At 69.0% G+C, this 17,317-nt stretch carries 12 protein-coding genes; 9 read left to right on the top strand and 3 right to left on the bottom strand.

Going from position 1 to position 17,317, the window contains the following annotated elements; translation table 11 throughout:
• The first annotated feature begins 132 nt into the window (after positions 1-132).
• From AC1RNC_RS04555 to AC1RNC_RS04530, 6 genes are all read left to right on the top strand, one after another.
• Positions 133-2,118, top strand: a complete 1,986-nt coding sequence (locus AC1RNC_RS04555) for a calcineurin-like phosphoesterase C-terminal domain-containing protein (RefSeq protein WP_492884056.1) — start codon at positions 133-135, stop codon at positions 2,116-2,118.
• Between the two features lie 205 nt (positions 2,119-2,323).
• Positions 2,324-5,038 (top strand): TonB-dependent receptor, encoded by a 2,715-nt coding sequence (locus AC1RNC_RS04550; protein ID WP_492884055.1) that lies wholly within the window; start codon positions 2,324-2,326, stop codon positions 5,036-5,038.
• A complete protein-coding gene (locus AC1RNC_RS04545) occupies positions 5,026-5,616 on the top strand; it encodes an RNA polymerase sigma factor (RefSeq protein ID WP_492884054.1) in 591 nt (196 codons plus the stop codon). Before AC1RNC_RS04550 ends, AC1RNC_RS04545 begins: the two co-directional genes overlap by 13 nt.
• Positions 5,606-6,577, top strand: coding sequence for a FecR family protein (locus tag AC1RNC_RS04540; RefSeq protein WP_492884053.1), 972 nt, complete (start codon positions 5,606-5,608; stop codon positions 6,575-6,577). Before AC1RNC_RS04545 ends, AC1RNC_RS04540 begins: the two co-directional genes overlap by 11 nt.
• A 129-nt stretch (positions 6,578-6,706) precedes the next feature.
• Positions 6,707-9,361: a TonB-dependent receptor gene (locus tag AC1RNC_RS04535; RefSeq protein ID WP_492884051.1), complete on the top strand. Its 2,655-nt coding sequence runs from the start codon at positions 6,707-6,709 to the stop codon at positions 9,359-9,361.
• Between the two features lie 98 nt (positions 9,362-9,459).
• On the top strand, positions 9,460-10,485 hold the full coding sequence (locus tag AC1RNC_RS04530; protein ID WP_492884049.1) for a phosphatidylinositol-specific phospholipase C domain-containing protein: 1,026 nt from the start codon (positions 9,460-9,462) through the stop codon (positions 10,483-10,485).
• 39 nt (positions 10,486-10,524) lie between these two features.
• On the opposite strand, the gene AC1RNC_RS04525 is transcribed toward AC1RNC_RS04530, so the two are convergent.
• Genes AC1RNC_RS04525 through AC1RNC_RS04515 form a run of 3 tightly spaced genes read right to left on the bottom strand, consistent with a single transcriptional unit; the run spans position 10,525 to position 14,463 of the window.
• Complete coding sequence (locus AC1RNC_RS04525) at positions 10,525-11,946, bottom strand: amino acid permease (RefSeq protein ID WP_492884047.1); 1,422 nt, start codon at positions 11,944-11,946, stop codon at positions 10,525-10,527.
• 52 nt (positions 11,947-11,998) lie between these two features.
• A complete protein-coding gene (locus AC1RNC_RS04520; protein WP_492884045.1) occupies positions 11,999-13,201 on the bottom strand; it encodes a M24 family metallopeptidase in 1,203 nt (400 codons plus the stop codon).
• Positions 13,198-14,463: an NAD(P)/FAD-dependent oxidoreductase gene (locus tag AC1RNC_RS04515; protein ID WP_492884044.1), complete on the bottom strand. Its 1,266-nt coding sequence runs from the start codon at positions 14,461-14,463 to the stop codon at positions 13,198-13,200. The genes AC1RNC_RS04520 and AC1RNC_RS04515 overlap by 4 nt, the downstream gene beginning before the upstream one ends.
• Positions 14,464-14,538: 75 nt before the next feature.
• On the opposite strand from AC1RNC_RS04515, the gene AC1RNC_RS04510 reads away from it, so the two are divergent.
• The 3 genes from AC1RNC_RS04510 to AC1RNC_RS04500 all read left to right on the top strand — a co-directional run bounded on the left by AC1RNC_RS04510 (position 14,539) and on the right by AC1RNC_RS04500 (position 17,312).
• Complete coding sequence (locus AC1RNC_RS04510; protein ID WP_492839514.1) at positions 14,539-15,438, top strand: dihydrodipicolinate synthase family protein; 900 nt, start codon at positions 14,539-14,541, stop codon at positions 15,436-15,438.
• Positions 15,439-15,553: 115 nt separating this feature from the next.
• The gene (locus AC1RNC_RS04505) at positions 15,554-16,552 is read left to right on the top strand and encodes a 4-hydroxyproline epimerase (RefSeq protein WP_492884042.1); all 999 of its coding nucleotides are present in this window, start codon (positions 15,554-15,556) and stop codon (positions 16,550-16,552) included.
• Between the two features lie 112 nt (positions 16,553-16,664).
• Entirely contained in the window at positions 16,665-17,312 is a 648-nt protein-coding gene (locus tag AC1RNC_RS04500; protein WP_492884040.1) for a GntR family transcriptional regulator, read from the top strand.
• Positions 17,313-17,317 lie beyond the last annotated feature (5 nt).

The following is a 17,317-nucleotide window of genomic DNA, read 5'->3' as shown; positions in this document are numbered from 1 at the left end:
ATTGACCACAAAACCCTCAGATCCCCACACCGAAGCCCTCCGATGGTGGTCAGATCGACGTCACCGCGCGGGCTTCATCGGGATGTGTCAGACGTCCGCCAAACAGGGGCGTCTTCAGCCAAGAGGCCTGTCGTGACCAAGACTTCCCTGCCGATCGCCCTGCTGTGCGCGATGATCCTCGGCGGATGCGCCAGCGCCGCCCTGGCCGCGCCGGCCAGCCCGACGACACCCTATTTCGCCGACATCGACGTGCGCCGCGACGCGCGGACGGACGACAGGACGATCGCCGGCGTCGTATTCGATGACGTCAACCGCAACGGCCGCCTGGACGCGAGTGAACGCGGCGTGGCCGGGGTGAAGGTCTCCAACAGCCGAGAGGTGGCGCTGACCGACAAGGCCGGCCGCTACGTTCTGCCCGCGCGTCAGGACATGGCGGTGTTCGTGATCCAGCCCAGCGGCTGGCGCGTGCCCACCGACACGCGCTGGGTTCCCCGGTTCGCCTATCAGCACAAGCCGGCCGGCACGCCCAAGGCCCTGCGCTATGGCGGCCTGCCGCCGACCGGTCCCCTGCCCTCGGCGATCAATTTTCCGATCATTCCCACAGAAACCGGTCAGACCTTCGACTGCGCGGTGCTGGGCGACGTGCAGCCGGCGTCCAATATCGAGGTCGGCTATGTCCGCGACTCGCTGGTCCGCGAACTGGTGAACGCGCCCAAGAAGCCGGCCTGCCTGCTGGCCCTGGGCGACATCGTCAGCGACGACCTTCATCTGATCCCGCGCACGGCCGAGGTGATGGGCGCGATCGGCGTTCCGCAATGGTGGGTGCAGGGCAATCACGACTACGACCACGACGCCGACCACGACATCGACAGCTCCGACACCTGGCGGCGGCTGTACGGTCCCAACAACTATGCGTTCGAGATGGGAGAGGCGGTGTTCATCGTGCTGGACAACGTCTCGTTCCCCTGCGGCGAGGATCCGCGCGAGGCCAGGGAGCGGCCGTTCTGCAAGCAGTACTGGAAGACCTATAACGGCCGCCTGCTGCCCGACCAGATGACCTTCATCGCCAATGTGCTGAAAACGACCGACCCGAAGAAGCTGGTCGTGTTCGCCGCCCACATCCCGTTCGTCGGTTTCGACAACAGCGAGTCCCAGCCGCACCAGACCGACAACATGGGCGAGCTCTACGCCCTGGTGAAGGACCGTCCGGCCCTGTCCCTCACCGGTCACAGCCACACGCTGGAGAACATGGCGCCCGGCGACTCGATGGCCGGCTGGAAGGAGAATGTCGGCGTCTCGACCATCCCGTTCCGCCACCTGGTGGCCGGCGCTGTGGCCGGTGACTGGTGGGGCGGCGACTACGACATCGACGGCGCGCCGATGAGCATCCAGGGCGACGGCTCGCCGCGCGGCTATGTCGACTTCGCGGTCAAGGGGACGAACTACACGCTCGACTACCGCGCCAGCGGCCTGCCGCGCGACCGGGCCATGTGGCTGTCGGTCAGCACCCCGGCCTTCCGCGACTGGGCCGAGAAGATCTTCGCCTGGCGCGACGCGCCCGAGGACAAGCGCGATCCCGTGCCGCCGCTCAGCGTCCAGGACCTGCCGGACGTCAAGCTGCTGACCCCGACCGACCTGGCCGGCCAGAGCTGGCTGACCGCCGACGTGTGGATGGGCGACTCCACGACCAAGGTCCTGGTCGCCATCGACGGCGGCGCGTCCCGGCCAATGACCCGCACCCAGGACATGAAGGGCGAAACCGTCCACAGCGGCGCGGCCTGGTCGGATCCGTTCGCCCTGCAGCGCCAGCTGACCATGGCCCGCGCCGCGATCCAGAGCCGCTCGGGCGATCCGGAAGCGCAAGGCTACGTCCAGGGTCGCCAGAAGCGCCTGCCGCCGATGCCGCCCCAGCCGCGCGGCTCACGCGCCGACCATTCGCCGCACATCTGGCGCTACGACCTGCCCAGGGACATGGCCGAAGGGATGCACACGGCGGTCGTCACGGTCACCCGCGACCAGGGCGCGCCGTCCCGCGACACCCTGGTGTTCGAGGTCCGACCGACCCGTCCGAAACCGACCTTCGACTTCGAACACTGGGACAAGTTCAAGAACCAGTAGCGAGCCGCCGCCGGACTGTCGTCCGACTGTCATACCCGCTCGCTAAGGAGGCCTCGGCTTCGAGCCGCGCGCCCTCCCGCTTGGCATGTCACCAACCTTACTCCCTTGCACGATCGGGCTCGCCCTGCTGGCCGCGTCGAGTGGGGCGCAGGCCGCGCAGAGCGGGCTTGGCGACAGCCTGAACACGCTGGCCGCCGAAAGGAACGTGCAGATCCTCTTCCCGCCCGACCTCGTCGTCGATCGATCGGGGCGAAAGCCGCCGCGTTTCGTCTCGACACGCCGGGCGATCGAACTCCTGTTGGCGGACGCGCCGGCCCATGTGCGCGAGGTCCGTCGCGGCGTCTTCGTGGTCGAGCGCTCGGGGACCGTCGACACCGCCCGCCCGCCGCTCCCGGAGCCTCCGACGCGGACCGAGGTCGAGCCCGTAACCGTGATCGCGGCGTATGCGGCCAGTCTCGACCGGTCGCTGGCCCTCAAGCGGACCGCCGTCCACGGGCTGGACGCCGTCAGCGCCGAGGACATCGCCCGCCTGCCCGCCGGCAACGCCGCCGAAGCCCTGCAGCTGGCGCCGGGCGTCAGCCTGGAGCGCCATCGCGGCGTGGGCCTCTATGTCAGCGTCCGAGGCCTGGGGCCGCAGTTCCAGAACGTGCTGCTGAACGGTCGTCCCATCGCGCTCAATGATCTGGTCGAGAACGGCGGCTTCCGGGGACGTCAGTTCCGCTTCGAGGTGCTGCCCGCCGACGTCATCGACCAGATCGAGGTGGTCAAGACCACCACCGCCGACATGGACGAAGGCGCGCTGGGCGGCGACATCGACGTTCGCACCTTCAAGCCGCTGGATCGCGGCAAGCGCTCGGTGATGTCGGTGCGCGCCTCCGAGGGACGCGTCGGCAAGGTCGATCCGTCGGTGTCGGGTGTCTGGAGCTGGGTCGACGCCAGCGGCCGCCTGGGCGTGCTGGCCAGCGGCGTGGTCGATCGACGGCGGATCCGCAACGATCGGCTCTACCAGACCGGCTGGAACCTGGACCGGTTCGGGTCGGTGCTGGGACCGGGGCTCTACACCCCGACCCGGACGCGGCCGACGGTGGAGCTGGAGGACCGACGCATGGCGTCCGGCGATTTCGCCCTGCAGTGGCGGCCGACGAATCGTCTCGGCCTCGACTTCGACCTCCTGGCCACGCGCCTGGACGCCCACTACGACGAGTACGGCCTGGACATCTATCCGGACGACCCGTCGGTCTCGAGCCCCCGCTTCGTGGCGGGCACGCAACGCGTCAAGGGCGACACCGTCCAGGCCGGGACCATCGACAACGTCCGCTGGATGGCCTCGCACGAGATCAGCCTGAACCGCCACGACCTGGTCGCCCTGGGCGGTCATCTGCGCTGGACGCCCGGCGCCTGGACGGTCGATGGCGACTGGGGCTATTCGCGGGCGCGCAGCTACCACCCCGACGGTCGCGGCACCGTCCGCGCGCGCGTCGCCTTCTTCGCGCCCCTGACCTACGATTTCAGCCACGGCCTCACTGGCGGCCCGGATCTGCGCACGACGGTCGACTACGCCAATCCGGCCAACTTCGTCGGCCAGTCGTTCGACTACACCTTCAAGGACTCCCGCGACGTCGACGAGACCGTCAAGCTGGACCTCGCTCGGCCCATCGGCGCGTTCGACCTCACCCTGGGCGTCGAGCGCCACCGGCGGGCCCGCGACTATCGCCGACGCGACTGGACCCTGGACACCCTGATGGGCCAGCCGCTGACCAGCCTGGGGACCTCGGCCTACGGCCCGACGCCGTTCGCGGACTTCCTGTCGGGCGTCGGCTCGGACCTGCCGCGCAACTGGGTCGCGCCGAACGCCCAAGCCTTCTACACGCTGCTCTACACGCCAGACGTCGCCGCGCGTCCGCCGTCCACCGCCGACCTGCGCAACTCCTTCGTGGTCGAGGAGAACATCCGCTCGGCCTATGCCCGCCTCGACTTTCAGGCTTCCGCGTTCGGCTGGCCGATCGACGGCAATCTGGGCGTTCGCTACGCCGCCACGCGCCAGGTCTCCCGGGGCGTGCTGTCCAGCGGCTCCGATCCCCTGCCCGCCGAATGGCGCAAGGCCTATGGCGACTGGCTGCCCAGCGCCAATCTGAAGATCGAACTGTCGCCGCGCGTCTATCTGCGCCTGGCCGCCTCGCGCGTGGTCAGCCGGCCCAACGTCATCGACAACGCCCCGCGCATCTCCGTCGCCCGCGACACCCCGACGGCCAACGGCGGCAATCCCGAGCTGGATCCGTTCCTGGCCACCCAGCTGGACGCCTCGGCCGAGTGGTATTTCCCGACAGGCGGGGCCCTGGCCCTCGCGATCTTCGATCGAAGATTGGACGACTATATCACCGCCCAGAACACCTTCATCGAGGTGCCCGGACGCGGCCAGGTGCTGCTGTCGACCAACGTCAACGGCGGGCAGGCGCGGATCCAGGGTCTGGAGCTGACGTTCAGCCGGGTGTTCCGCGACCTGCCCGCGCCGTGGGACGGTCTGGGCGTCCAGGGCGCGGCGACCCTGGTGCGCAGTCAGGCCAACTACTTCGCCGGCGACCGGGTGATCCGCAACACGCTGCTGGGCCTGTCGCGCGCCACCTACAGCGCCCTGGTGTTCTACGAGAAGGGTCGGGGGTCGGTGCGACTCGGCTACAACTGGCGCGGTTCCTATCTGACCTCGATCGGCAGTTCGATCACGGCGCCGGCCACCACGGCGGCGTTCGGATCGCTGGACGGGGCGGCCTCGTGGCGGCTGAACCGCCGCGCCACCCTTTCCCTGGAGGGCGTCAACCTGACCGACGCCCGCCGCTACGTCTATGGCGAGACCCGCGACCAGCCGATGGAAATCCATCACTGGGGCCGGTACCTGTCCGCGAGGATGAGATGGGCGTTCTGACCTTCCGTGGCGCGGGGACGCGCGCCGATCCGCCCGACGGGCCCAGCGAGTCGGCCCCGGCCAATCCGCCGCTGGAAGCGCCGCGCTTCGAGGCGCTGGTGTCGCGCTATCGTCGCCCGTTGCTGCGTTTCTTCCAGCGCCGGTCGGTCGGTGTCGAGGACGCCGAGGACCTGACGCAGGAGGTCTTCATGCGACTGTCGCAGCGGTTCTCGCGCCTGCATTGGGGCAATCCGGACGGACTGGTGTTCACGGTCGCCGCCAACGCCCTGGTCGACCACGAGCGGCATCAGCGCTCGCGCCAGCGCGGACGCCACGTCGAGGTCGACCCCGCCCTCCCCGCCGACGAGCCCACGGCCGAGGCGACCCTGGCCGGACGCGAGCGGCTGGCCAAGCTGGTGGCGGCCCTAGACCACTTGCACCCGAACGCGCGCGCGGTCTTCGTGCTGTGCCGCTTCGAGAACCTGACCCAAGCCGAGGCGGCGGCGCGGCTGAACCTGTCGCTGAGCGCCGTCGAGAAGCACATGATGAACGCCCTGACGCGCCTGCGCGAAGCGATCGAGACCGCGCATGACGCCTGACGACGACATGGATCCCCGCCGCCTGATGGCGGCCAGCCTGACCCGTCCGCTGAGCGCCGCCGAACAGGCCGCGCTGGACGCCTGGTCGGCGTCCTCCGCCGAGGCGCGCGAGGAAATCGCCCGCACGCGCGAGGTGTGGCTGGCCATGGGCCTGGCCGCCGAGGATCCGACCGTCCGCGCCCTGCGCCGCGAGGTCCGTCGAGAGGCGCGCCTGGACCGCCCGGCCGCGCCGGATCGTCGCCCGCTGGTCGCCGGCCTGGCCCTGCTGGCCGCCGCCCTGGTCGTCGGCGTGGTTCTGAAGGTGCAGCCGCAAGTCGACACCTATGCCGCGCCCGCGCACGCCCCGGCCCGCCTGACCCTCGCCGACGGCAGCCACGTGGTGCTCAGTCCGGGCGGCCGCCTGACCACGCGCTTCAAGGCGCGCGCTCGAGACGTTTCGCTGGACGCTGGCGACGCCTTCTTCGAGGTCGCCCACGACAAGACCCGGCCGTTCGAGGTGGCCACGGCGGGCCGGACGCTCACGGTGCTGGGCACCCGCTTCAACGTGGCCGGCGGCGGTCGGCTGACCGTGTCGCTGGTCGAGGGCTCGCTGCGCGTCAGTCAGCCGGGCGCGGCCAGCGTGCTGCTGCGTCCCGGCCAGCGCTATGTCGGGACATCCGGGGTGGGCGGCGACGCCCAGGCCGGCGACGTGAAGGGCGATGCGGCATGGACCGACGGCCGCGTCGTGCTGGCCGATGTCAGCCTGTCCGAAGCGGCCGAACGGCTGTCGCGCGCCTCGGGCCGTCACGTCGCGCTGACGGATCCCGCGCTGGCCCGCCTGCGCCTCTCGGGCTCGCTGGACATCGGCCGGATGGACGACGTCGGCGCGGCCCTGGAGGCCCTGCTGCCGGTGCGCGCGCGCCTCACGCCCGAGGGAGACCTGAAGCTGTCTCCGGTCGCCGGTTCGTCTCGGCACGGATAAAATCCAGACTTTTCAACAGGATCGTCGCAAATATTTCACCGATGCCGGACTGAGGTTCGGCGTCGCTCCCTCCGTTCTTCTGCCCTGACCCGCGCCTCCCCGCGGGCCCAGCAAAGACCGGGGGATACCATGTCCAACTCGAAGTTCCTGTCCGCGCCCTGCGCGGGCGCCGTCGCCGTCCTCGCCTTCGCCGCCCTCGGCGCGGGCCAGGCCCAGGCCGCCGACACCGCCGCCGAAACGGCCGCGCCAGCCGCCGCCGAAACGGCCGACACGGTCGACGCCGTCGTCATCACCTCGTATGGCAAGAGCCTGCAGGCCGCCGCCGCCCTGAAGCGCTCGGCCGCGTACGGCCTGGACGCCGTCAACGCCGAGGACATCGGCAAATTCCCGACCCGCAACGCCGCCGAGGCGCTGCAGCTGGTCACCGGCGTCACCATCGACCGCCAGCGCGGCGCGGGCCTCTATGTCAGCGTCCGGGGCCTGGGCCCGCAGTTCCAGTACACAGAGCTGAACGGCCGCTCGATCGCCGTCAACGACCTGATCGAGAACGGCGGCGCCAAGGGCCGTCAGTTCCGCTTCGAGGTGCTGCCCGCCGAACTGATCTCGCAGATCGAGGTCGTGAAGACCCCGACCGCCGACATGGACGAGGGCGCCCTGGGCGGCAATATCAACATCAAGACCTTCAAGCCGTTCGACCTGGGCAAGAAGGCCGCCTTCTCGGTGCGCGAGACCTATGGCGACGTGCGCAAGAAGGCCGACCCGTCGGTCTCGGGCCTGGGCAGCTGGACCAATGCCGACAAAACCATCGGCGTGCTGGCCTCGGGCCTCTATGACGAGCGCCACGTGCGCAACGACCGCCTGTACATGGTCGGCTGGAACCTCGATAAGTTCAAATCGGTGTTGGGCTCGGGCCTCTACACGCCCACCCGCACGCGTCCGACCGTCGAGACCGAGCACCGCAAGCTCTATTCGGGCGCCATCTCGGGTCAGTGGAAGCCCAACAACGACTTCCAGACCGACGTCGACCTGCTGGTGACCCGGCTGGACGTCGACTACGACGAGTTCGGTCTCGACATCTATCCGGACGACGCCACCTTCGCGACGCCGCAGTTCGTGGCCGGCAGCCAGAAGGTCGTCGGCGACACCGTCGTGGCCGGCACGATCAACAACGTGCGCTGGATGGCCTCGCGCGAGACCAGCATGAACCGCCACGACCTGACGATCTTCGGGATCAAGCAGGCCTGGACGCCGGGCGCCTGGACGTTCAACGCCGAGTACGGCTATTCGCGCGCTCGCAGCTACCATCCGGACGGCAAGGCCACGACCCGCGACCGCATCGCGTTCTTCGCGCCGCTGAGCTTCGACTTCTCGCGCGGCTCGACGTCGATCCCGCAGCTGACCACCAATGTCGACTACACCAACCCGGCCAACTTCGTGGGCCAGGCGTTCGACTACACCTGGAAGGATTCGCGAGACAGCGACGAGACGTTCCGCCTGGACGGCGCGCGCGTCTTCTCGGGCTGGTTCACGAAGATCGCGTTCGGCGCCGAACAGCACAACATGAACCGCACGTACCTGCGTCGCGACTGGGTGCTGAACGACATCCTGAACACGCCGCTGACGACCCTGGGCGCCAGCTTCTACGAGGCCATGCCCTATAAGGGCTTCCTCAAGGACTTCGCCGGCAATACGCCGCGCACCTGGGTCACCCCGACCAGCGACGCCTACTACAACAAGCTGTTCACCTCGGCCGTGGCGGCTCAGCCGTGGTCGGCGGCCGACCTGCGCAACTCGTTCATCGTCGACCAGAAGATCCACAGCGCCTATGTGCGCGGCGACTTCAAGTTCGACCTGGGCGGCGTGCCGGTCAGCGGCAATCTGGGCGTCCGCTACGCCGAGACCAAGCAACTGGCCAGCGGTACGCTGACCAGCGGCTCGACGCCGGTGCCCGTGGGCTATCTGAAGGAATACAAGAACTGGCTGCCCAGCCTGAACGTCAAGCTCGACCTGCGTGACGACCTGGTCGGCCGCCTGTCGGCCTCGCGCGTCGTCAACCGTCCCAACGTCACCGACAGCGCCCCGCGCATCAGCGTCAGCCGCGACTCGCCGACGGCCTCGGGCGGCAATCCGGACCTGGATCCGTTCCTGGCCGACCAGTACGACGCCTCGCTGGAGTGGTATCCGGCCCCGACCACGGCCGTGACCGCCGCGGTGTTCATCAAGACGATGGACAACTACATCACCGCCCAGAACACCACGATCCAGGTGCCCGGCCGCGGCGACGTGCTGCTGTCGGCCAGCGTCAACGGCGGCGACGCCGAGGTGCGCGGCTTCGAAGCCGCCTACAACCAGTCGCTGTCGTTCCTGCCCGGCCCCTTCGACGGCTTCGGCGTGCAGGCCTCGGTGACCCTGGTGGACAGCAAGGCCAACTATTTCGCCGGCAACCGTCAGATCAAGGACGACCTCGTGGGCCTGTCCAAGCAGAGCTACAATCTGGTCGGCTACTATGAGAAGGGCCCGATCAGCGCCCGCCTCGGCTGGTTCTGGCGCTCGCGGTATCTGCAGTCGATCGGCAGCACCACCACCGCTCAGTCCTATATCGCCCCGTACGGCTCGCTGGACGGCTCGCTCTCCTACCAGATCACCCCGCAATACGCGGTGACCCTGGAAGGGTCGAACCTGACCGACGAGGTCCGCTTCACCTACGGCAAGACCAAGGACCAGCCGATGGAGATCTATCACTGGGGCCGCACGGTCTCGCTGACGCTCCGCGGCAAGTTCTGACCCCTCCCCTGAACGCCCTCTGCTCTTAGAGGTCGTCACCTCGCGCGGACCGGTCATACGCCGGCCGGTTCGCGCCTTTTCCTTCCCATGAGGTCGCCATGCGCCCGCTGTTTCTCGCCGCCGCCCTGTCGGTCGTCGCCTTCGCAACCCAGGCGGCCGAAGCGCCGAAGATCAACGGCCTGCATTGGCTGGGCTCGCACAACAGCTACCGTCCCGAGCTTGATCCCGCCGCCCTCGCGCACCAGCGCCAGGTGATGGGCGAGCGCTCGCGCGGCGTCGAATACGGCCATCCGCCGATCACCGCCCAGCTGGACCTGGGCGTCCGGCAGCTGGAATTCGATCCCTACGCCGACACGGCCGGCGGCCTCTACGCCGGCCCCTACGCCAACGACCCGGCCAAGCTCGCGATCATGAAGACGCCGGGAGCCAAGGTGCTGCACGCCCCGGTCGTCGACGCCCGCACCCTGTGCCTGCGCCTCTCGGACTGCTTCGCCGAGGTGGCGACCTGGTCCAAGGCCCACCCCGATCACCAGCCGATCGTGATCTTCGTCAACACCAAGGAAGAGCCGTTCAACACCCCGGCCATTCCGAACCCTCCGCTGTGGACGGAGGCCGACTTCGCCGGCCTGGACGCCGACGCGATCAAGGCGTTCGGCCGCGACCGGATCATCGCGCCGGACGATGTCCGTGGCGCGCGCGCCACCCTGCGCGACGGCGTGACGGGCGGCGGCTGGCCGACGGTGGACAGCGCGCGCGGCAAGGTCCTGCTGGTGCTGGACGCCAATCCCCGCATCGAAGAGGCCTATCGCGCCGGCCATCCGTCCCTGAAGAACCGGATGCTGTTCGGCCTCTATGCCGACGACCAGGCCGAGGCGGCGGTGTTCAACATCCAGGACCCGCGCCCGGCCCAGGCGATGATCAAGGCGCTGGTCGCCCAGGGCTTCCTGGTCCGCACCCGCAGCGACGCCGACACCACCGAGGCCCGCAACCACGATCTGGGCCGCCTCGAGGCTTCGGTCAACTCGGGCGCCCAGATCATCAGCACCGACTACTATCCCGGCGCCCCGGACCCGCTGGGCCTGGGTTTCGTCATCCGTCCGGCGTGGTTCGACGCCAGGCGCTAAGAGAGTACGTCGGCGGCGGGCGTCCGCCGCCGACGGGCCTCAGGTCGCCGTCGAGGGCGTGTTGAGGAAGCTCTTGCGACGGCCGTAGAGCAGGTAGACGACGATGCCGACCAGGTTCCACACCAGGAACCGGCCCAGCGTCGCCGGCGGCAGGCTGATCATGAAGTAGAGGCAGCCGACCACCGCCAGCGGGCCGACGACCCACACCGCCGGGCAACGGAACAGGCGCGGCAGATCGGGCTTGGTCACCCGCAGCACCATCACGCAGACGGCCACGCAGATGAAGGCCAGCAGGGTGCCGGCGTTCGACAGCTCGGCGATCTCGTCCAGTCGGAACAGGCCCGCGACCACCGCCACGAAGGCGCCGACCATCAGGGTCAGCATCACCGGGGTGCCGCGACGGGGATGCAGCTTGCTGAGGCTGTGCGGCAGCAGGCCGTCGCGCGACATCACGAAGAACACCCGCGTCTGGCCGAACATCATCACCAGGATGACGCTGGGCAGGGCGATGACCGCCGCCGCCGCGATGGCGACCGCCGCCCAGGGGTGGTTCAGGCTGCGCAGGATGAAGGCCAGCGGCTCGCCGCTGCGGGCGAACTCGCTATAGGCCCAGGCCCCGACCGCGCAGGTGGCGACCAGCATGTAGATCAGGGTGCTGACGATCATCGAACCGACGATGCCGATGGTCAGGTCGCGCTTGGGGTTCTTGACCTCCTCGGCCGAGGTCGAGACGGCGTCGAAACCGAAGAAGGCGAAGAACACGATCGCGGCGGCCGCCATGACGCCGCGCGTGTGGCCGTTCACGGTCTCGGAGGCGAAGCCGTAGGGCATGAACGGCGTGAAGTTCTCGGGTTTCAGCGCCGTGATGGTCAGGAACACGAACACGGCCAGGGCCAGGATCTTGATGGCCACCAGGGCGATATTGACCACCGCGCTCTCCTTGGCGCCGCGGATCAGCAGGGCGGTGACCGCCAGTACGATCAGCACCGCCGGCAGGTTGACGATACCGCCGCCGTGCGGTCCGGCCAGCAGGGCCGCCGGCAGGACGATGCCGGCGCTCTTCAGCAGGCCGACCATATAGCCCGACCAGCCCACGGCCACGGCGCTGCAGGTCACCGAATATTCCAGGACCAGGCTCCAGCCGACGATCCAGGCCAGCCCCTCGCCCAGCACGGCGTAGGCGTAGGTGTAGGCGCTGCCGGCCGCCGGGATCATGGTGGCCATTTCGGCATAGGTCAGGGCGGCGAACACGCAGAGCACGCCACAGGCCGCGAAGGCCAGGATCACGGCGGGGCCGGCCCGCTCGGCGCCGATGCCGGTCAGGGTGTAGATGCCCGTGCCGATGATCGCGCCGATGCCCAGGGCGATCAGGTGCGGCCAACTCAGCGTCGGCTTGAGGCGGCGGCTTTCCTCGACGCGGAGCACCGCGTCCAGCGCCTTGCGGCGCGTCCAGAAGGTCATCAGTCCCAGTCCCCTGTTGCTGTCGCGCCCGGCCCCCTCGCCGGTCCGCGCTTTACGAAAATGGCCTGTCGATCGAGGCCGAAGGCTTGGTGAACCAGGCCGCGCCATCGGGCGTGACATGGAAATGGTCTTCGAGCCGGACGCCGAACTGGTCGGGCAGCACGATCATCGGCTCGTTGGAAAAGCACATGCCAACCGCCAGCGGGGTCGTGTCGCCGCGCACCAGATACGGCCCTTCATGGATCGACAGGCCGATGCCGTGGCCGGTGCGATGCGGCAATCCTGGCAAGGCGTAGTCGGGACCCAGGCCATGACGTTGCAGCACGTCGCGCGCCACCTGGTCGATCACCTCGCAAGGCACGCCGGGTCGCACGGCCGCGAAGGCGGCGGCCTGGGCCTCATGCTCGATCGCCCAGATCCGCCGATGCTCGGCGCTGGGCGTTCCGAAGACATAGGTGCGGGTGATGTCGGAGTGGTAGCCGTCGATCTGACAGCCGGTGTCGATCAGCACGAGGTCGTCCTCGGCCAGGCTCTGCTCGCCCGGCACGCCGTGCGGATAGGCGCTGGCGACGCCGAACTGCACCGCGCAGAAGGTCGAGCCGTTGTCGGCCCCGCAGGCGCGGTGGGCCGCGTCGATGAAGCGCTTGACCTCGCCGGTGGTAATCCCAGGGCGCAGGATCGCGGCGGCGCGACGGTGGACCTCCAGGGTCAGGCTCTTGGCGTACTGCAGCAGCGCCAGCTCGGCCGGCGACTTGATTCCGCGGCAGCCGTCGACGACGGGCGCTGCGTTCAGCACGGTGAGGTTGGGCGCGGCCCTGCGGACATCGTCGAAGGCCTGGAAGGACAGGGCCGGGTCGAAGGCCAGGGTCGTGACGCCCAGCGTCTTCAGCATCCCGGCGACCAGCTCGCCCGGCGGCTCGTCCTCCTGCCAGAGGCGGATCTCGGCCTCGAGACCGAGGCTGGCTTGCAGCGAGCCGAGCTCGAAGGCCGGGCAGATCATGATCGGTTCGCCCTCGACGGGCAGCAGCATGGCGACCAGCCGCTCTGTCGCGCCCCAGGTCACGCCGGCGAAGTAGCGCAGGCTGGCGCCGGCCCCGATCAGCAGCGCCTGCGCGCCCAGCGCCCGTGTCAGGTCCCGCGCCTTGGCCAGGCGGACCTGGCGCTCGGCGGCGTCGATCGGCGCGGGCCGGCCGGGCGGCGGCGCGAGGTCAGCGAGTTCCTGTTCGGCGGAAGATCCGCCAATGCCGGTCGTCATGCGGCGATCTCCTTGGCGCGTCGCACGACGCCGGGGGCGAAACGGTCCAGGTCGAAGGGCGTCAGGTCAACCGACGCCGCGCCGCCGCCGGCCAGGGCGGTGACGATCTCGCCGGTCGTCGCCGCCAGGGTCAGGCCCAGATGCTGATGGCCGAAGGCGTAGATCAGGTTCGGCGCCCGGCGGCTGACGCCGATGGCCGGCAGGTAGTCGGGCAAGGTCGGACGCGCGCCCATCCACTGGCTGCGCGACGCCGCCATCGGCAGGCCCAGTTCGTCGACGTGCTTATGCAGACGGGCCCATTTGCGCGGATCGGCCGGAGCGTCCTGGCGGGCGAACTCGACGAAGCTGGCGGCTCGCAGCCGGTCGCCGAACCGGGTGACGATCATCGACCGATCCTCGAACACCACCGGCGGCAGGTCGCCCCAGGCCCCCACGTCGCCTTCGATATGGTAGCCGCGCTCGGCGACGATGGGCGCGACGTGGCCGAGGCCCCGCATCAGGGTCCCACTGCCGACGCCGGCCGCCAGGACGACCTGATCCGCTCGCAGCGCCTCGCCGTCGTCCAGCGCGACGACCGCGCGACCGCCCTCGAGCCTCAGCGCCGTGACCCTCGCCGAACGAATCATGCCGCCCAGGGCCACAAAGGTGTCGCGCAGGGTCCGCAGGGCCAGGCCCGGATCGCTGATCTGGCCGCTGTTCTCGAAACGCAGGCCGCCCGCCGGAGCGACGGCCAGACGGCTGGCGACCTCCAGCAGTTCGATGCCCCGCAGGTCGCGCGTCCGCGCCTGGCCGATGTCGGCCGCGCCCCAGGCCGCCCTGCCCTTTTCGGCGCTGGCCAGGCTCTCCCAGACGACGATGTGGCCGCGCTCACTCAGCAGGTCGGGCCGGCCGGCCGCCGCGGCAAGACGTCGCCAGGCCGGAATCGCGTCGGCGAGCAAGCCGCCCAGCGCCGCCTTTCCGTGATCGAAGGCGTCCGGCGCGCAGGCCTGGACATAGCGTCCCGCCCAGGCGCCCCATGAGAGGATGTCGACGAATCTGAAGTCCAGGGCCCCGCCCCGCGGGAACCAGCGCGCCGGCGCCGATTTCAGCGCCTTCATCGAGGCGATCGGTTCGACCTGTTCGATGGCGATATGGCCGGCATTGCCCCATGACGCGGACGGACCGGCGCCCTCGTCGATGAGCAGCACGTCAGCGCCCGCGCGTCGGAGACCCAACGCGCAGGCAAGCCCCACCACGCCTCCGCCGACAACGACTATACCCATTGAACAGCCACCAGGCCTTTACCTCGAGATCTCATATCGTATATGGTAGACGAACATCACAGAGGTGCAAGCGGTATGAATTCGATCTCCTGGCGCGGCGTCTATCCAGCGGCGACCACTCAATTCAATGCGGACTCGTCCATCGATTTCGAGGCGAGTCAGGGCGTCCTTGACGCTCTGATCAAGGACGGCGTCCACGGGCTCATCGTGCTCGGCACCTGCGGCGAAAACAACTCGCTTGACGCCGATGAGAAGCGCGCGGCGCTGAAAGCCGCCGTGGAAGTCGTCGCGGGGCGCGTTCCGGTGGTGGTCGGTGTCTCGGAAATGACCACCGAACGCGCCGCCAAGTTCGCCAAGGACGCCGAGGCCATCGGCGCCGACGCCCTGATGGTGCTGCCGGCCATGGTCTATGTTCCGACCGAACTGGAGCTGGAGCACCACTTCCGCACGGTCGCGGCGGCCACCAGCCTGCCGCTCATGCTCTACAACAACCCGCCAGCCTATCGCGTCTCGATCACCACCAGCGTGCTGCAGCGACTGGCCGACGTGCCCAACATCGTCGCGGTCAAGGAAAGCGCGCCCGACACCCGCCGTTTCACCGATCTGCTCAACGTCTTCGGCGATCGCTACATCCTGATGGCCGGCCTCGACGATGTCGCGCTGGAAGGCCTGCTGCTGGGCGCCCACGGCTGGGTCTCGGGGCTGACCAGCGCCTTCCCGCAAGAATCGGTGGCCCTTGTGGCCGCCATCGACCGCGGCGACCTGGCCGAGGCCCTGCGGATCTACCGCTGGTTCATGCCGCTGCTGCACCTCGACGCTGAACATGATCTCGTCCAGTCCATCAAGCTAGCCGAGCAGATCATGGGCCGGGGCTCCGAGCGGGTCCGCGCGCCGCGCCTGCCGCTGGCCGGCGCCCGTCGCGCCGAGGTGACCGCCATGGTCGAGAAGGCCGCGGCGACCCGTCCCGTCGGCTAGATCATTGTTCGATCCAACCGGATCGGACAATGATCCAGACTTCTGTTTGACGCATTTTCCGACGACCGGCCGGCGGCCGCTTCGTCGGAAAATGCTCTAGGACCACCAATCAGCCATGCGCCACACCTTCTTCTGTATTGACGGCCACACCGCCGGCAATCCCGTACGGCTGATCGTCGGCGGCGCGCCCCTGCTCCGGGGCGCGTCGATGAGCGAGCGCCGCCAGGACTTCCTGGAGCGCTTTGACTGGATCCGTACGGGCCTGATGTTCGAGCCGCGCGGCCACGACATGATGTCCGGCGGTTTCCTCTATCCCCCCACCCGCGACGACACCGAGGCCGGCATCCTGTTCGTCGAGACCAGCGGCTGCCTGCCAATGTGCGGCCATGGCACGATCGGCATGGTCACCTTCGCCCTGGAGAACGGCCTGATCACCCCACGCGTCCCGGGCCGCCTGAAGCTGGAAGTGCCGGCCGGCGTCATCGACATCGAATACAAGACGGCCGGCGACAAGGTCACGGCGGTGAAGATCGTCAACGTACCGGCCTATCTGGCGGCGACCGACATCGAGATCGACGTTCCGGGCCTGGGCCCGCTGAAGCTGGACGTCGCCTACGGCGGCAACTTCTACGCCATTGTCGAACCGCAGGGCGCGTACAAGGGCCTGGACGCGTTCAGCGCCCAGGACATTCTGCGCTACAGCCCTATCGTCCGCGAACTCGTCCGCGAGAAGACCACGCCGGTCCACCCGCTGGATCCGACCATTCGCGGGGTCAGCCACGTCCTGTGGGCCGACGGCCCCAGCACCGAAGGCGCCGATGGGCGCAACGCGGTGTTCTATGGCGACAAGGCCATCGACCGCAGCCCCTGCGGCACCGGCACCTCGGCCCGCCTGGCCCACCTTCACGCCAAGAACAGGCTCAAGGTCGGCGAGACCTTCGTGCACGAGAGCTTCATTCGCAGCCGTTTCATCGGCAAGGTCGAGGCGGAAACCGCGATCGGGAACCAGGCCGCGATCATTCCGTCCGTCGAAGGTTCGGCGATCTCGACAGGCTTCAATACGATCTGGATCGATCAGGCCGACCAGTTCTGGCGAGGTTTTCAAGTCGTTTAGGGCGTGGTCGACGATTTCTTGTTTGCACTGGCCGGTTACAGGGACCTATGACCGTTGAGGGCGCGCTTCGCGTCGCCAAGCCTTTGCGCTTCTTGAGAGACACGCCCACCCGATGACCATCGTCGTCCGCACCCTCTCCGACCAGACCTACGAACTGGTCCGCAAGCGCATCCTGCTGGGTCAGATGGGTCCAGGGACGCCGGTGCGACAGGACACGATCGCCGAGGAGCTGGGGGTCAGCAAGATCCCGCTGCGCGAGGCCCTGAGCCGGCTGGAGCAGGACGGCCTGCTCAGTTCGTACCCGAACCGCGGCTACGTGGTGCGGCCGCTGTCGGCCGACGAGGCCAACGAGGTGTTCGAGCTGCGCCTGAAGCTGGAGCCCAGCGCGGCGGCCGCGGGCTGCAAGAAGGCCACGCCCGAGGATCAGCAGAAGGTCAAGACCGCCCTGGCCGCGCTCGAGACGGCTCAGCAGACCGGCGCGCCGGGCGACCACGTGTCGATGAACCGCGCCTTCCACATGGCGATGATCCGCCCCTCCGGCGGTCTGGTCACCTACCAGTTGCTCGAGCGTCTCCAAGTCCTGGCCGAGCGCTATGTGCGCGTCCACCTGGAGCCTTATGGCCGCGAGGCCCGCGCCGCCGAGGAGCATCGCGAACTGCTGGACGTCTGGCTGCGGGGCGACGCCGCCAAGGTCGAGTCCCTGACCGCCGCCCACATCCGGGGCACGATGAAGGATCTGCAGCAGCAGCTGTCGGCTTAATCTTC

It is taken from the genome of Caulobacter sp. GW822-FHT01G02 (genome assembly GCF_058802865.1).
Note: the sequence above shows the minus strand (reverse complement) of the source record. Positions and strands in the feature narration are given on the sequence as shown.